Genomic DNA, 15481 nt, shown 5'->3' on the forward strand with positions numbered 1-15481 from the left:
GATGCTGGAGAGCACGAGAGGAGCAGAACCATGCGCGACTCATCCGGCCTCACGGGCCCGACCACCGTTCTCGAAGCACCGACCGCAATGGAGCACGACATCAGCGATCACGACACCGGCGAGCACCTGGAGACCTTCGCCCGCCTGGTCGTCGGCGTCGACGGATCCGGGCCGAGCTCCGGCGCGCTGTCCTGGGCGCTGCGTTACGCGCGCGCTCACGGCACGCCGCTGCTCATCGTGCACATCGTCGACGACACGTGGGGCGTCGCCGGCGACGACTACATGGCCGAAGCGCAACAGCGCGGCATCCACGTGCTCGACGCAGCGCGCGCGGAGGCGCGCCGCCACGGCGTCACCGCCATCCAGACCGAGCTCGTGCACGGTCGGACGCCCGGTGTCCTCGCCGGTGCCGCGCGGACGCAGGACCTGCTGGTGGTGGGATCGCACCGCACGGGGTATCTCCGCGGTCGCAGCTTCGGCGCCGCTTCGCTCTATGTCGTCGCGGCCGCGCGCTCGGCGGTCGTGGTCGTTCCGAACCTCCCCGTCGAGGGCCGACACGGTGTCGTGGTCGGCGTCGGAGCGAAGACGACAGGGGGCGATGTCCTTCGTCGTGGCGCAGCCGAAGCGGCGAGCGCCGACGAGCATCTGACCCTCGTCCATGCGCGCACCCCGCTCCCCCACGAGGACGCCGCCGCGACCGGCGAGATCCGCTCCAGTGCGGCACGGGATGTCCTCTCGCGCGCCTGCGCGCTCGCCCTGCGCGAGGTCCCCCGACTGGATGTGAGCACGCGGGTCGTCGCGGAATCGGTGCCCGCGGCGCTCCTCACTGCGGCGACGGATGCCTCGCTGCTGGTGATCGGGCGCGGGCGCGCGGAGGCACCCCCGCACGTGTCGGCCGTCGTGCACGACGTGCTGATGAACCTCAACGCACCCGCACTCGTCGTCCCGTAGTCACCCCGCCGGAAGAGGAGACCGGGCCATTGGCCCTAGAGTCGGACCGTGGAATCGGTCCTCTGGTACGTCGTGCCGCTCGGCATCGCGATGGCGCTGAGCATCCTGCCCATCCTGGCTGTGGTGCTTCTCCTGCTCTCCCCGAATCCCGTGCCGGTGAGTGTCGGCTACGCAGCCGGCTGGGCGCTGGGTGTGCTCACCCTGGCGACGGTGTTCACGATCGGTGCGCGCCTCATCCCGCCGGATGTCTCGGCGAGCGTCCCGACCTGGGTCCACGCGGTCGAGATCGCGCTGGGCGCGGTGCTCATGGGGTGGGCGGTGATCTCGGCCGTACGCTCGCGCCGCAGACCCTCGGGGTCCTCGGCTCCCTCCTGGACCGGTGTTCTGGAGTCCCTGGGCCCCCGCCGCGCGTTCGCGTTCGGTCTCGCGATGAACGTGCGCCCGAAGAACCTCACCCTCGCGGTCGCCGCCGGCCTCGCGATCGGGGCGGCATCCCTGGATGTGCCCGGCAGCGCGCTGGCGGTCGTGATCTTCACGATTCTCGGCGTCTCGACGGTCGCCGGACTCGTGCTCGCGTTCCTGTTCGGCAGCCGCCGGGTCCGGCCCGCACTCGAGGGTCTCAGTGAATGGCTGGTCTCGCACGCGCAGGTCGTGCTGTGGATCTCAACTTTCCTCGTCGGTGCGATCCTCGTCGCGATCGGTGTGGGGCATCTCGTCTCCCCCACCCCGGCACCCGAGGACGATGAGCCTGCCGCGACAGCCGAGCAGTGGGACTTCGTCTCGCGCCCGGATCTCACGCCCCCGGTCATCTCGGTGACCCACACCGGCGGAGACGCGTCGGTGTTCGCCCCTGACACCTACGCATTCCTCGGCCCGAAGGACCTCGATGACGGGTCAGCGATGCAGGGGGCCGAGATCGTGGACGCCGCCGGCGATCCGGTCTGGGTGCTGAACACCGGCGAGGACAGCGCCTTCGACGTGCGCGTTCAGGACTACCTCGGCCAGGACGTGCTGACGTACTGGGTCGGAGAGTCGGGCTTCCACGGCCAAGGCGAGGTTATCGTGCTGGATGACACCTACACCGAGCTGACGCGGGTGACCACGAGCGGCTCGATCGGACCGGGCCAGGCCGACATGCACGAGACGACCATCACGCCCGCCGGCACAATGCTGCTCATCGCCTACATCACCGAGCCGGCCGACCTCACGGCGGTCGGCGGCCCCGAGGACGGCTATGTGCTCGCCGGCCATGTACAGGAAGTCGACATCGCGACCGGGGAGGCGATCTTCGAGTGGAGCTCTCTCGACGAGGTCCCCGTCACGGAGTCGCAGTACGAGCTGCCCGAGGACGGCGGCACGATCGACAAGCCGTACGACTACATCCACCTCAACGCCGTGTCGTTGGACGGCGATGACGGCTTCCTCGTGTCCGCGCGCAACACCTGGACGGTGTACCGGCTCGATCGCGCCAGCGCGACCATCGACTGGCGACTGGGCGGGTCGGCCAGCGACATCGAGATCGCCGAAGACGCGCAGTTCGCCTGGCAGCACGACGCGCATCGCCGCGACGACGGAACCATCACCCTCTTCGACAACGAGTCGCCGTCGCTGGCCGCGGTCTCGCGCGGGCTGCGACTGTCGGTCGATGAGGACGCCGGCACCGCGAGTCTCGTGACCGAGTATCTCCCCTCGGGCGAACGCGTCTCGACAACCCAGGGCAACGTGCAGCAGCTGCCGAATGGCAACGTCGTCGTCGGATGGGGATCTCAGCCGTACTACTCCGAGTTCAGTGCGGACGGCGATCTGCTCTACGACGCGACCTTCACCGCCGGGACGAGCTACCGCGCCTACGTCTTCCCATGGAGTGCGACACCCGCGGAGAGCCCCACCGCCGTCCTTTCCGACGCATCCAGCGACCCCGAGGACCCCGCGCCGACGGTCTACGTGAGCTGGAACGGCGCGACCGAGGTGGCGTCGTGGCGCATCCTCAGCGGCGACAGCGACACGACGGCAAGCGTTGTCACCGCCCACCGGCGGACCGGGTTCGAGACCGCGCTCCCGCTTCCCGCAGGAACCGTGCTGGGCGCGTACACCGCCGTGCAGGCGCTGGATGCCTACGGCGATGTCCTGGGAACCACCACCCTCACCACGAACTGAGTCCGCCCGGCGAACGAGCGAAGGTCCGCGGCAGCCGCCGCGGACCTTCGCTCGTGCAGGGGATCTACGCCCGGGGGGCGCCCGCCTCGGCCGGAGCGGGGGTCTCGTCCGCCACCGCGGTCTCCGCACGGTGGGCACGGACCTCGGCGAATGAGGTGCCGTAGTAGGCGGCCTCCATGAGCGTCTTCATGTCGGCGAGCATCGGCATCCGGGGGTTGGCCGGAGCGCACTGGTCCTCGTAAGCGGCCATCGCGAGCTCGTCGAGGCGGCCGATGAAGTCGGCCTCGGCGACGCCCTGTGCCTGGAACGAGCGCTCGATACCCACCGCGTCGCGCAGCTGTTCGACCGCGCGTGCGTAGGATTCCACGCCCTCCTCCGGAGTGGCGGCGGCAAGGCCCAGGTGCTGGGCGATCTGCTGCAGCCGCTCCGGAGCGACGTAGCGCTCGTACTTCGGCCAGCTCGTGAGCTTGGTCGGGACGGTGCCGTTGTAGCGGATGACGTGCGGCAGGTAGATCGCGTTGGTCCGGCCGTGGATCAGGTGGAACTTCGACCCCGTCACGTGGGCCATCGCGTGCACGATTCCCAGGAACGCGTTGCCGAACGCCATGCCGGCGATGGATGCCGCGTTGTGCATCTTCTCGCGCGCCAGGACGTCCGCCGGGTCGGTACTGCCGCGCTGCGCCTTCGCGCTGCGCTCGATGTTCTCGAAGATGAGCTTGATGGCGTGGAGGGCGAGACCATCGGTGTAGTCGTTGGCATAGACCGACACATAGGCCTCCGTCGCGTGCGTGAGCGCGTCGAAGCCCGCGTCGGCGACGACCTTGGCGGGAAGGGCTGAGGTCAGCACCGGGTCGATGATCGCGACCGACGGGGTCAGCGCGTAGTCGGCCAGCGGGTACTTCATGCCGGTCTCGTCATCGGTGATGACCGCGAAGGGGGTCATCTCCGAGCCGGTGCCCGAGGTCGTGGGAACGCACACGAGCTTGGCCTTCTTGCCGAGGTCGGGGAACTTGAAGGCGCGCTTGCGGACATCGAAGAACTTCTCGCGCATGTCCGAGAACTGCACCTCGGGGTTCTCGTACAGCAGCCACATGACCTTCGCGGCATCCATCGGAGAACCACCGCCGAGGGCGATGATCGTGTCTGGCTGGAACTCGCGCATCTCGGCGGCGCCGGCCTGAACGCTCGAGACCTTCGGCTCCGGCAGGACCGAGTCGATGATCTGCAGGTGCACCCGGCCGGGGCGACGGTTGAGGACATCGATGACCTTGTCGACGAAGCCGAGGTTGGTCATGGTCGAATCCGTCACGATCGTGACGCGCTCCACCCCCTTCATGTCGATCAGGTAGCGGATGGCGTTCGGTTCGAAGTAGGTCTTGGCGGGGACCTTGAACCACTGGAGGTTGTTGTTGCGACGACCCACGCGCTTGACGTTCACGAGGTTCACCGCCGAGACGTTGTTGGACACGGAGTTACGACCGTAGGAACCGCAGCCCAGGGTCAACGAGGGCATGAAGGCGTTGTAGATGTCGCCGATGCCGCCGAGCGCCGACGGCGCGTTCTCGATGATCCGGACGGCGCGCACCCGCTTGGCGAACTCCTCGACCACCGCCTGGTCTGTCGTGTGGATGGCACCGGAGTGGCCGAGTCCGTCGAAGTTGACCATCTGCTCGGACAGGGAGATGCCCTCCTGCGCATTCTTCGCGCGCAGCACCGCGAGCACCGGGGCGAGCTTCTCTCTGGTGAGCGGCTCCTGCGGGCCGACGCCGGCGACCTCGGCGAGGATGACCGACGTGTCGTCGGGCACCGTGAAGCCTGCCTGTTCGGCGATCCACACGGGAGACTTGCCGACGACTTTCGCGTTGAGCTTGGCCTCGCCGCAGTTCTTGGCCTTGGCGTGCACGCCGAAGATGAACTCCTCGAGCTTGCGCTTCTCGTCGGCCGTGACCATGTAGGCGTGCAGGCGCTCGAACTCCGAGAGCGCTTCGGCGGCGATCGGCTCGTCGAGGATCACGGCCTGCTCCGAGGCGCACACCATGCCGTTGTCGAAGGCCTTGGACAGGACGACGTCATTGACGGCACGGCCGACCTTTGCGGTGCGCTCGATGAAGGCCGGCACGTTGCCGGCACCCACGCCGAGGGCGGGCTTGCCGCAGGAGTAGGCCGCGCGCACCATGGCGTTGCCGCCGGTGGCGAGGATGAGGGCGACGCCGGGGTGGTTCATGAGCTCACCGGATGCCTCGAGCGAGGGCTCTGCGATCCACTGGACGCAGTCGGCTGGAGCGCCCGCCGCCACGGCGGCGTCACGGACGATCTGCGCCGCCGCGACGGAGCACTTCTGGGCCGAGGGGTGGAAGGCGAAGACGATGGGGTTGCGGGTCTTCAGCGCGATGAGGGACTTGAAGATCGCCGTCGAGGTCGGGTTGGTCACCGGGGTGATGCCGGCGATGACGCCGACGGGATCGGCGATCTCGGTGATGCCGGTGATCTCGTCGTGGGAGATGACCCCGACAGTGCGCTGCTTGATGATCGAGTGGGTCACGTGCTCGCAGGCGAACATGTTCTTCACGGCCTTGTCCTCGAACAGCCCCCTCCCGGTCTCCTCGACCGCCATGACGGCCAGTTCGCCGTGATGGTGCAGGGCCGCGACCGATGCTTTGCGCACGATCTGGTCGATCTGCTCCTGCGTAAACGATGCGTACTCGGCCAGCGCATCCTGCGCCTTGGCGACCAGTGCATCAATGGTGGTGGACATCGGATCCTCCTCCTTGGCCCGGGCCCGGTGCCCGCGCCCTTGCCTACTGCCATCCTGACACTGTGGTCAGACCACACTAGGGACCATGGTCCCCTCCCCCGGTGCGGGCATACCCTGGAGGCATGGAGCTCTCAGATATCCCGGTCACCACCATTCGCGGCGAAGAGACGACTTTCGGCGCGCTGGCCGACGGCAAAGCCGTCCTCGTGGTCAACGTCGCCTCTCGCTGCGGCTTGACTCCGCAGTACGCCGCGCTCGAAGAGCTGCAGAAGACGTACGGTGATCGCGGCTTCACCGTCATCGGCTTCCCGAGTAATCAGTTCCTGCAGGAACTGTCCAGCGAGGGCAAGATCGAGGAGTATTGTTCGACGACCTGGGGCGTCACGTTCCCCATGACCGAGAAGGTCAAGCTCAACGGCAAGAACGCGCACCCGCTGTACCAGCAACTCACGACCGTCGCGGACGCCGAGGGCACCACCGGCAAGATCCGGTGGAACTTCGAGAAGTTCGTGATCAGCCCGAACGGCACGGTGTCGCGCTTCAGCCCGAAGACGCTGCCCGACGCCCCCGAGGTCATCGCGGCGATCGAAGACGCACTCCCGGCCTGAACGCCCCGCTTCTCCCCGCCAGCGCGGGATCAGCCACGCATCGCGACGCCCTTGCGCCAATAGCCCATGAAGGCCACCTGCGAACGGTCGATACCGAGGTCCTTGACCAGGTGCCGGCGCAGCGTCGTGACGACCCGCGACTCACCAGCGATCCAGAAGTAGCGATCGGTGTGGTTGACCTGGGCTCCGAGTTCCTCCCCCGATCCGGAGTACAGCGGCGTCTCCCACACGAGATCCTCGGACCCGTCATCGGCGACGGCGGGGGCCACGGTCATCCCCATGTCCGCCAGGACCGCGGGGATGAGGCTCTCGCCGTGCCCGAGGCCCTCCCGAGGCACCCATCGCACCGTGATGCCCTCGGGCGCGTCGATCGTGAGGACGTCGGCGGCGGAGGGTACTTCGATGTACGCGCTGCCCGCGGCCTCCCGGGGAAGTTCCTCCAGGATGCGGGCGATCGCCGGCGCCGCCGTCTCGTCGCCGGCCAGCACCACCGTACGGGCATCACCGGGCTGGTATTCGATTCCGCCGCCGCCGTGGGATCCGCGACGCGGTCCGATGAGAAGCAGCTCGTCACCCACGCACGCTCCGCTCGCCCAGGAGGATGCCGGCCCCGTGAGGCCCGGCTCAAGGTGCATCACGAAGTCGACCACCACGGTCGTCTCCGCGCCGTCGACGATCAGATCACGGATCGAGTACGTGCGCATGGTGCCCCGCTCCGCCTCGGGAATCGCCAAGAACGCCGCCCACCAATCGCCGTCGGGGCGCGAGAGATCCGGAAGCCGTCCCGACGCCGGCGGGAAGATGAGCTTGATCCGCTGGTCCAGGATCCGTTCCGGATTCCCGAAACCGGTGAGGTCAGGGCCGGAGAATGACACCCGGGCGAAGTTCGGGGACAGTCGGTCGATCCGCACGACCTTCCCGCGCGCCACGATGAACGGCGCGGGGGCAGCGGCCTCGCTCGCATCGTCGACGGTCTGTGTGCTCTCTTCACGGACGGACATGGTGTCTTCCCTTCGGCATGACGGCGGGTTTTCCCGAGACGGGATCGATGATGACCGTGCTCGGCATCCCGAAGACCTCCTCGACCATGTCGGCGTCGACAACGGCAGCGGGAGGGCCCTGGGCGGCGATGCGGCCGTTCTTCAGCGCGATGATCTCGTCCGCGTAGCGGGCGGCGAGGTTCAGGTCGTGCAGCACCATCACGATCGTGGTGCCGCGGTCTCGGTTCAGGTCGGTGAGCAGGTCCAGTACCTCGACCTGGTGCGCGACATCGAGAAACGTCGTCGGTTCGTCCAGCAGCAAGACATCGGTCTCCTGCGCCAGCGCGAGCGCGATCCAGGCCCGCTGGCGCTGACCGCCCGACAGCTCGTCGACGGCACGGTCGGCAAGCTCCACCAGGTCGGTGGCTCGCAGCGCCTCAGCGACCGCCTCGTAGTCGTGGGCACCCCAGCGTGCGAAGAGTTTGAGATGCGGATGCCGGCCGCGGCCGACGAGATCCCCGACCGTGATCCCTTCGGGGGCCACCGGACTCTGCGGCAGAAGCCCGAGCACCCGCGCCGTGTCGCGCGAACTGCGGGCCCGGATGTCGCTGCCATCCAGCAGGACGCGACCGCCGCGCGGCGGGAGGAGGCGCGCCAGAGCGCGGAGCACCGTCGATTTCCCGCAGCCGTTGGCTCCGACGATCGCGGTGACCGCACCGGGTCGGATCGTGAGATCGAGTCCCTGGACGATGACCCGATCGCCGTAGGCGAGGGTGAGGTCTTCGGCGGCGAGTGAGCGGGCAGCAGTCACAGCGATCCTCCCGATCTGTTGGTTCGCACGAGCAGGGAGATGAGGAACGGGGCACCGAGCACACCCGTGATCACGCCCACGGGATAGCGGGCGTCGAATGCGAACTGGCCGACGAGATCCGCCGACAGCACCAGCAGCGCTCCGATGAGGCCGGATGCCGGGAGCACAGCCGCCCCGGGACCGACCAGTCGCGCCGCGATGGGACCGGACATGAACGCCACGAATGCGATCGGGCCGGCGGCGGCTGTGGCGAAGGCGAGGATCACCACAGCCCCGACCATGAGGATGACCCGGGTGCGCTCCACCGGGACGCCCAGGGCTGCGGCGGTGTCATCACCCAATCGCAGCGCATCGAGATCACGACCGCGCAGAAGGAGAATCGGCACCACGATGAGAAGCGCGATCGCCAGCGGGATGACCGTGCCCCAGCTCGCGCCGTTCAGACTGCCGGTCAGCCACCGCATCGCGGCCTGGATGTCCCACGCCGCCGCCTTGGACAGCACGTATGTCACGACCGCGTCGAGCATCGCGGCCACCCCGATCCCGATGAGGATGAGCCGCGTACCGGCGAAGCGCCCGCGGTGGGAGAGCAGGTAGATCGCAGCGGCGGTCACGAGAGCGCCCACGAGCGCGAACAGCGACACAGCGGTCTGCGACAGCGAGAGGATCACGATGCCGAACACCCCCGCAGCGCTGGCGCCGGTGGTGATCCCGATCACATCGGGAGAGGCGAGCGGGTTGCGCAGCAGCGTTTGGAAGGTCACGCCGGCGAGACCGAAGGCGCAGCCCGCGAGCAGGCCGAGGGTTGCGCGCGGCAAGCGCAGCTCACCGACGGTGAACGACGCGCCCGGGACGGTCTGGCCGAGGATCACGCGGACGACCTCGTCGAGCGGATAGAACGTCTGGCCGATCATGAGCGAGACGGCGAAGACCAGCACCACCAGCGCCGCCAGGACGCCGACGACCACCTGCTGGCGGCGACGACGCATCCGTCGCCCCCTCACGACAGCGCCGGGGGCCGCACGTTCGAGGAGCGTCGCGCTCACAGCTCACGCACCTTCTGCCGCCGCACGATCCAGATGAACACCGGCGCTCCGACGACGGCGGTGAGGATCCCGACCTCGATCTCGTCGGGGCGCGCGACGATGCGCCCGATGACATCCGCGGCGACCAGCAGCGCTGCCCCCGCGAGAGCGCTGAAGGGCAGGAGCCAGCGATGGTCGGTGCCCACCAGCAGACGGCACAGGTGCGGGATGACCAGACCCACGAACGCGATCGGGCCGGCGACGGCGGTCGCGGCACCGCAGAGGATGACGGCACCAGCCGCGGACACGGCGCGCGTACGACCGGCGTGCTGGCCGAGGGCCGTGGCAAGGTCGTCGCCGAGCGCGAGCGAGTTCATCGCTCGGGCGAGCGCGATCACGATGACCGCTCCGACCAGCAGCACGGGAGCCACGGTGGCGACGCGTTCCCATGTCGCACCGCCGACTCCCCCGATCTGCCAGAACCGGAAAGTCTCGACGATGTCGATGCGCGGGAGCAGAATGGCGCTCACCAGCGACATCAGAGCCGCCGATGTCGCCGCTCCCGCCAGTGCGAGCTTCAATGGGGTCGCACCCCCGAGGCCCAACGAGCCGATGCCGTAGACGAAGACCGCCGCCACGGCGGAGCCGGTGATAGCCACCGCCATCATCGGGTACGGCTGACTCAGACCGAAGAACGCGATGCCGACGACCACGGCGAGTGCCGCACCTGCCGACACCCCGAGAATCCCGGGATCGGCAAGTGGATTGCGGGTGACCGCCTGCATCGTCGCTCCCGAGAGCGCAAGCGCGGCGCCGATCAGCAGGCCCAGTACCGTCCGCGGCAGTCGGGCGGCAACCGCCGCCTGCGAGATGTCATCGGTGCGCCCTGTGATTCCCGCGATGATGTCGGCGAGCGCGACGGATCGCACGCCGAACGACACAGAGGCGACGACCAGCGCAGCGAGCAGCAGGACCAGAGCACCCAACCACAGCAGTCGCACCGCGACCGGGCGTCGCGCGAAGGCGAGGTCCGGTCGCGGTGCGACGCTGCGGGCGGTGGTCACTCGAGGGGGATCAGCTCAGCGGCGCGGAAAGCAGCGCGAAGTAATCGTCGATTCCCCAGCTGATCGACAGCGGCGAGGGGTTCGCCGACGCCGCCAGCGGCGTGCCGTTCTCGAGGATGACGATGTTGCCCGCGGCAATGGCGGGGATCTGCGAGAGCAACGGGTCGGCCTGCAGCAGGTCGATCATTTCTCCGTCGGCGTCACCGTACGTGACGAACAGGTCGACGTCCTCGAAGCGGTCCGCCTGCTCGGCACTCACGGACGTGTAGAAGAGGTCCGTGCCCGCCGATTCTTCGGCCACAACGGTCGGGGTGGGCAGTCCGATGCCCTCCAGGAAGCCGGGACGGGTGTCGTGGCTCGTGTAGAAACCGATCTGGCTGAGATCGGAGGGATCGATGTAGGAGAAGAGGACCGCCGAGCCCTCGAGCGCAGGGTAGTCGGCCAGCGATGCGTCGACCTCGGCGTGCAGTTCGTCGACCAGCGCCTGACCCTCGGCGGCGAGACCGATGGCCTCGGAGTTGATGAGGGTCATTTCTTCCCAGGACGTGCCCCATGCGACGTCGGGGTAGGCGACGACCGGAGCGATCTTCGAGAGGGTGTCGTAGTCCTCCTGGCTCAGCCCGGAGTACGAGGCGAGGATGACATCCGGGTTCGTGTCGGCGACGGCTTCGAAGTCGATCCCGTCTGTCTCGTCGAACAGCACCGGCGTCTCGGCCCCGAGCTCCTCCAGGCGCTCCTCGACCCAGGGCAGGACTCCGTCACCATCGTCATCCCCCCACGAGACGGCGGCCATGCCGACGGGCACGACGCCCAGCGCGAGCGGGACCTCGTGGTTGGCCCATGCCACCGTGGCGATGCGCTCGGGCTGCGACTCGATGACGGTGGTGCCGTATACGTGCTCGATTGTCACGGGGAACGTGCCCGACGAGCCTGCTTCCGCCTCGGAGGAGACGTCAGAGGTGGTCGAGCAGGCGACAAGGGAGGTGGCCAGCAGAGCTGCCGCACCGAGGGCCGCGATTCGGGAGGCGCGCACGAGCGCTCCTTTCGTGAGGTTGCTGTGTGAGGCTCACCAAAGTAAGCCGTGCCTAACCTAACGCTATTGCGGGCGTGACTCAACCTGGTTCCGGCCGAAGGCGGCGCGGGAGAAGGGCTCGACGCACTCCCCCGTCGAGCGACACGCGCGAAAGGAACTCAGGGCAGGGGGCGATCAGCCGCGATCGACACCGAGGTGACGTACCAGACGCCACGTGTTTCCGGGTCCGGTTTCATGGACGAGTTCATCAAGCGCCAGCAACGCCAGGGCAAGACCTCGGCCCGACTCCGCGTCGACGTCGGGCATGCTCACGCCGCTGAGATCCACGACGGCGGGGTCGGCGTTGTCAGCGAAGATCGCCGTGAGCGCCGTGCTCGAGGCCTCCAGAGTCACCGTGATCTCCACCGGGGGGCGACCTCGGCCGTGCTCGACGACATTCGCCGCCACCTCACCCACCGCCAGCTCGAACAACTCCCGGTCGTCGATTGTGGCGCCTTCGACGTTCGCCCACAGCCACGCCAGCTTGCTATGTACCTCGTCGATGAGGCCGGCCTCGGCGACGCCGGTCAACGAGGTGCGCACCGAAGACTCAGGCATCCGACACCGCCGCTGAGGTAGTCTCGTACGCCCGCAGCACGCGGTCGAGGTTCGTCAGAGTCAGCACCCGACGTACGACATCCGGAACGGCCGCGATCCGCAGATCCCCGCCCGCCGTCCGCGTCGACTTCAGCCCGCCGATGAGCACGCCCAGTCCTGTCGAGTCGATGAACTCGACACCGGCCATGTCCAGCACGATGCGTGGGGTGCCATCGGCGACGAGCGCATCGATCGTCGAGCGCAGCGACGGCGCCGTGCTCGCGGTGATGCGCCCCGTCGGGACGATGACCGCGTAGTCGCCGTCGCGGTGGGTGTCGAGGTTCATTCCGCCTCCTGTGGCTGTTCGACCCGCTTGGCGGGTCCCCGATACAGAGCGGCCTGGATGATGACGCTCAGGACCGCTAGATCGTAGATTACCCACACCGTGTTCACGAGTGTGCCCACGCCATCGGATGTGCCGATGATCACCCGAATGACACCCACGATCATGGCGAACACCAACAGCACCATGGCGGTCAGCTGCGGCGCGATCGCCCGCCAGGGAATCGCGGCACGGGAACCGTCTTTGGGCGTGACCACGAACCCCAGGGGCTTGCCCATGACGACGTTGGCGAAGGCGCTCGTGCACGATCTGATCCACACCGGGAATAGCGCCAGCGAGTATTGCTGACCACGCCAGGTCTTGATGCCCTTGGCCACCACGAGGAAGAGGATCTGGTTGACGACGAAGTAGGGGATGAAGCGGGCGAAGAAATCCACGCTCCAGGCCGTCACCGGCAGCACGCCGAGGCAAAGATAGATGACCGGCGCGGCGAGGAAGATCACCGCGGCGAAGCCCGCGAGGTAGCTCCACATCGTTGCGAAGTACATCAGTCGCTGGCCGGCCGAGAGCCCCTTCTTGACGAGCGGATTGTCGCGGAGCATGACCTGCATGGTCCCCTGTGCCCAACGCAGGCGCTGCTGCAGCATGGTCCCCAGATCCTCCGGCGCCAGCCCGTGGGCGAGGATCTCGTGGTGGTAGACGCTCCGCCACCCCAGGGCGTGCAGCTGCATCGCGGTGGCCATGTCCTCTGTCACCGAGATCGTTGCCAGCGGCTGCACCGGAATCGCCTCGCCCGGCCGGTCGACACGCACCGCATCGACGAGCACACCGACCGACTCGACGGCACCGAGCGGTGAAAAGTCATGGTGTACGAGGACGTCGAGCGCCTCGGGGTCGAAGACGACCACGTCACCGCCACCGACATCGGCGTGCGCTTCCAGTTCGCGTAGCGCCGCCAGATCCGCCGTCATCTGGGCGGTGTCGCGTTCGACCAGGCGGCGAGAAGCCTCCCGAACCGCCTGCGCGATCCGGTAAGTGACATCGGCAAGAGGCTCACCCGCGTGCAGCTCGGCGCGCGCGGTGGTCACTTTCCGACGCAGCATCCGCAGCTCGTGGGCGACCTCGGGCGCCAGGCTCTTCTCGCGCAGGGTCTTGGTCAGCAGCGTCTCGGCGGCGCGCAGGGCGCTCCGCGTGGAATCCTCCACCTCGCGCACATAGCCGACGATCCCCAGCTGCATGAGCGCGTCGCGGCGCAGCACAGCGTTGGATCCGCAGAAGAACGCCGCATTCCAGCCATCCTTGCCCTGTTGGATCGGTCCGTAGAACAGCGGCGCCTGGCTGCCCAGCGGATCGGCCGCATCGACGTTGACGAACCACTGCGGGGTCTGCACGAGCGCGACCTCGGGATCGTCGGCGAAGTATCCGAGGGTCCGGGTGAGGATGTAGGGGTCGGGGATCTGGTCGGCATCCAGGATCAGCAGGAATTCGCCGTCGGTGTGGAACAGGGCGTTGTTGAGGTTCCCCGCCTTCGCGTGGCGGGGCTTTCCCGCCCAGTCCTCGCTGCGGGTGATGTAGCCGATGCCGGCGGCGCGGGCGGCGGCCTCCATCTCGGGTCTGGCACCGTCATCGAGGATCCACGTCTCGTGGGGATAGACGATCTTCTTCGCCGCTCGGGCGGTCGCCATGACGAGTTCAAGAGGTTCGTTGTAGGTCGTGATGAAGACATCCACGGTGCCGGCCGGTTTCGAGCGCGGAGCGGGCCTTTCTCGGGCACGCCACATCGTCGCCGCGAACAGGAACGTGTCCACGAGGCTGTAGGTCTCGGCGACGATCAGCGGCACCGCGATCCACCACGCCTCCCAGTTCACCGACGCCAACCAGCGCCACACCACGTAGTTCAGTCCGAGCAGCACCGACAGCAGCGCCAGGATTCGGATGACCACGAAGCGCGCGGTCACAACATGCGCTCCACGACGATCGCGGTGACATCATCGGTAGCGCCGCGATCCCGCGCCAGCCTGAGCGCCTCCTGCACGGCGCCGTCCGGCCCGAGGGTGCGCACGGCGCGACGGATCTGGCCGAGAGGGTCGTCGGTATCGAGCACATCGAGCAGACCATCACTGCAGCACAACAGCACGTCGCCGGGATCGAGGTGTTCCGTCCCCTCGGTGCGATCCACCCCGAGCCCGCTCATGCCCAGGGGCAGGCCGGTCGCCGGCAGTCGCACCCAGGAGCCGTCCGCACGCAGGATGTAGGCGAGGCCGTGTCCCGCATCGACGAAGGTCAGCTCGCCCGTGGATATCTCGATCCGCGCGTGGACGGCGGTGACGAAGCACGACGTGCCGAGCAGGGCCTCCTCAAGGACACCCTCGGCCTCGTCGACCGCGGTGACGAGGGAGCGCTCAGGGCTCGTGCGCAACGACGCTCGCACGCCGGCGGCCACGATCGCGGGGCCGATACCCTTGCCCATCACGTCGGCCAGGGTGACGGTGAGGGAGCCGTCGCGAGCACACAGATCGTAGAAGTCTCCCATCAGACTTCCGGCGCCGATCGCATCGGCGGCGATCCGATACCCCTCGACCACGGGGAGATGCTGTGGGAGCAGCGCCCGTTGCATCAGTCGCGCCTGGTCGATGTCGAAGTCGCGCGTGATCTCCGCCTGCACCCACTGGGTCAGCTCTTCGAGCAGACCCCGCTGTTCCGATGTCAGGGTGCGCACCTTGTCATCGATGATGCACAGCGTGCCGATCTGCTCACCGCCCGGTGCCTTCAGTGGATGCCCGGCGTAGAAGCGCACCCTCGGATGCTCGATGACAAAGGGGTTGGTCGCGAATATCGGGTCGATCGAGGCGTCTTCGACCACCAGCGTGCCCTGCTGACGGATTGTGACATCACAGAACGAGGTGACCCGATCGTTCACGCGGCCGCCGAGACCGATTTCGGACAAGCGCCACTCCCGCTCGCGATCGAGGATCGAGACGCTCACCATGGGCACCTGGAACATCTCTGCGGCCAGCCGCGCGATGCGATCCACGCGCTCCTCTCGCGGCTTGTCCACGATGTCGAGTGCATCTAACGCGCGCTGGCGCGCCTCCTCGTCGAAGACGAAGTCGTCCCGGCTCATGTGCCCCATCCTAGGGAGCGTGAGGGCCCCGCGGGCCGGAACAGGCGATCACTC

13 protein-coding genes are annotated in these 15481 nt (G+C 68.0%); 3 read left to right on the plus strand and 10 right to left on the minus strand.

The annotated features are described in order from the left end of the window. Nucleotides 1-30: 30 nt before the first annotated feature. Both ABD206_RS05500 and ABD206_RS05505 read left to right on the plus strand, forming a co-directional pair. Entirely contained in the window at nt 31-951 is a 921-nt protein-coding gene (locus ABD206_RS05500; RefSeq protein ID WP_344070207.1) for a universal stress protein, read from the plus strand. A gap of 48 nt (nt 952-999) precedes the next feature. Further along, nucleotides 1000-3108, plus strand: coding sequence for a GAP family protein (locus tag ABD206_RS05505; protein ID WP_344070209.1), 2109 nt, complete (start codon nt 1000-1002; stop codon nt 3106-3108). Between the two features lie 64 nt (nt 3109-3172). On the opposite strand, the gene adhE is transcribed toward ABD206_RS05505, so the two are convergent. Continuing rightward, nucleotides 3173-5863: a bifunctional acetaldehyde-CoA/alcohol dehydrogenase gene (gene adhE, locus ABD206_RS05510; RefSeq protein ID WP_344070211.1), complete on the minus strand. Its 2691-nt coding sequence runs from the start codon at nt 5861-5863 to the stop codon at nt 3173-3175. A 122-nt stretch (nt 5864-5985) separates the two neighbouring features. Here adhE and ABD206_RS05515 point away from each other — a divergent pair, with 122 nt between their 5' ends. Next, nucleotides 5986-6471 carry a glutathione peroxidase gene (locus ABD206_RS05515; RefSeq protein ID WP_344070213.1) on the plus strand — a complete coding sequence of 162 codons (486 nt, stop codon included), beginning with the start codon at nt 5986-5988 and terminating at the stop codon, nt 6469-6471. A 29-nt stretch (nt 6472-6500) separates the two neighbouring features. On the opposite strand, the gene ABD206_RS05520 is transcribed toward ABD206_RS05515, so the two are convergent. The 9 genes from ABD206_RS05520 to ABD206_RS05560 form a co-directional block, all read right to left on the minus strand. Continuing rightward, the gene (locus ABD206_RS05520) at nt 6501-7472 is read right to left on the minus strand and encodes a siderophore-interacting protein (protein ID WP_344070215.1); all 972 of its coding nucleotides are present in this window, start codon (nt 7470-7472) and stop codon (nt 6501-6503) included. Next, nucleotides 7459-8262 (minus strand): ABC transporter ATP-binding protein, encoded by an 804-nt coding sequence (locus ABD206_RS05525; RefSeq protein WP_344070217.1) that lies wholly within the window; start codon nt 8260-8262, stop codon nt 7459-7461. Before ABD206_RS05525 ends, ABD206_RS05520 begins: the two co-directional genes overlap by 14 nt. Beyond that, entirely contained in the window at nt 8259-9251 is a 993-nt protein-coding gene (locus ABD206_RS05530) for a FecCD family ABC transporter permease (protein ID WP_344071428.1), read from the minus strand. The genes ABD206_RS05525 and ABD206_RS05530 overlap by 4 nt, the downstream gene beginning before the upstream one ends. A gap of 53 nt (nt 9252-9304) precedes the next feature. Next, nucleotides 9305-10351, minus strand: a complete 1047-nt coding sequence (locus tag ABD206_RS05535; RefSeq protein ID WP_344070219.1) for a FecCD family ABC transporter permease — start codon at nt 10349-10351, stop codon at nt 9305-9307. Between the two features lie 10 nt (nt 10352-10361). Then, nucleotides 10362-11384, minus strand: coding sequence for an iron-siderophore ABC transporter substrate-binding protein (locus ABD206_RS05540; protein ID WP_344070221.1), 1023 nt, complete (start codon nt 11382-11384; stop codon nt 10362-10364). Nucleotides 11385-11558: 174 nt separating this feature from the next. Beyond that, nucleotides 11559-11981 (minus strand): ATP-binding protein, encoded by a 423-nt coding sequence (locus ABD206_RS05545; RefSeq protein WP_344070223.1) that lies wholly within the window; start codon nt 11979-11981, stop codon nt 11559-11561. Beyond that, nucleotides 11974-12306 carry an STAS domain-containing protein gene (locus ABD206_RS05550; protein ID WP_344070225.1) on the minus strand — a complete coding sequence of 111 codons (333 nt, stop codon included), beginning with the start codon at nt 12304-12306 and terminating at the stop codon, nt 11974-11976. The genes ABD206_RS05545 and ABD206_RS05550 overlap by 8 nt, the downstream gene beginning before the upstream one ends. After that, a complete protein-coding gene (locus ABD206_RS05555) occupies nt 12303-14261 on the minus strand; it encodes a glycosyltransferase (RefSeq protein ID WP_344070227.1) in 1959 nt (652 codons plus the stop codon). The genes ABD206_RS05550 and ABD206_RS05555 overlap by 4 nt, the downstream gene beginning before the upstream one ends. Beyond that, a complete protein-coding gene (locus ABD206_RS05560; protein ID WP_344070229.1) occupies nt 14258-15427 on the minus strand; it encodes a PP2C family protein-serine/threonine phosphatase in 1170 nt (389 codons plus the stop codon). The genes ABD206_RS05555 and ABD206_RS05560 overlap by 4 nt, the downstream gene beginning before the upstream one ends. Between the last annotated feature and the right edge of the window lie 54 nt (nt 15428-15481).

Source organism: Microbacterium sediminicola (assembly GCF_039531125.1).
Classification (GTDB): domain Bacteria; phylum Actinomycetota; class Actinomycetes; order Actinomycetales; family Microbacteriaceae; genus Microbacterium; species Microbacterium sediminicola.

Excerpts from the sequence above, each read along its gene's own strand:
- ABD206_RS05500 (WP_344070207.1), top strand. The coding sequence starts at position 31 with ATGCGCGACTCATCCGGCCTCACGGGCCCGACCACCGTTCTCGAAGCA.
- adhE (WP_344070211.1), bottom strand. The coding sequence starts at position 5,863 with ATGTCCACCACCATTGATGCACTGGTCGCCAAGGCGCAGGATGCGCTG.
- ABD206_RS05515 (WP_344070213.1), top strand. The coding sequence starts at position 5,986 with ATGGAGCTCTCAGATATCCCGGTCACCACCATTCGCGGCGAAGAGACG.
- ABD206_RS05520 (WP_344070215.1), bottom strand. The coding sequence starts at position 7,472 with ATGTCCGTCCGTGAAGAGAGCACACAGACCGTCGACGATGCGAGCGAG.
- ABD206_RS05530 (WP_344071428.1), bottom strand. The coding sequence starts at position 9,251 with ATGCGTCGTCGCCGCCAGCAGGTGGTCGTCGGCGTCCTGGCGGCGCTG.
- ABD206_RS05545 (WP_344070223.1), bottom strand. The coding sequence starts at position 11,981 with ATGCCTGAGTCTTCGGTGCGCACCTCGTTGACCGGCGTCGCCGAGGCC.
- ABD206_RS05550 (WP_344070225.1), bottom strand. The coding sequence starts at position 12,306 with ATGAACCTCGACACCCACCGCGACGGCGACTACGCGGTCATCGTCCCG.
- ABD206_RS05560 (WP_344070229.1), bottom strand. The coding sequence starts at position 15,427 with ATGAGCCGGGACGACTTCGTCTTCGACGAGGAGGCGCGCCAGCGCGCG.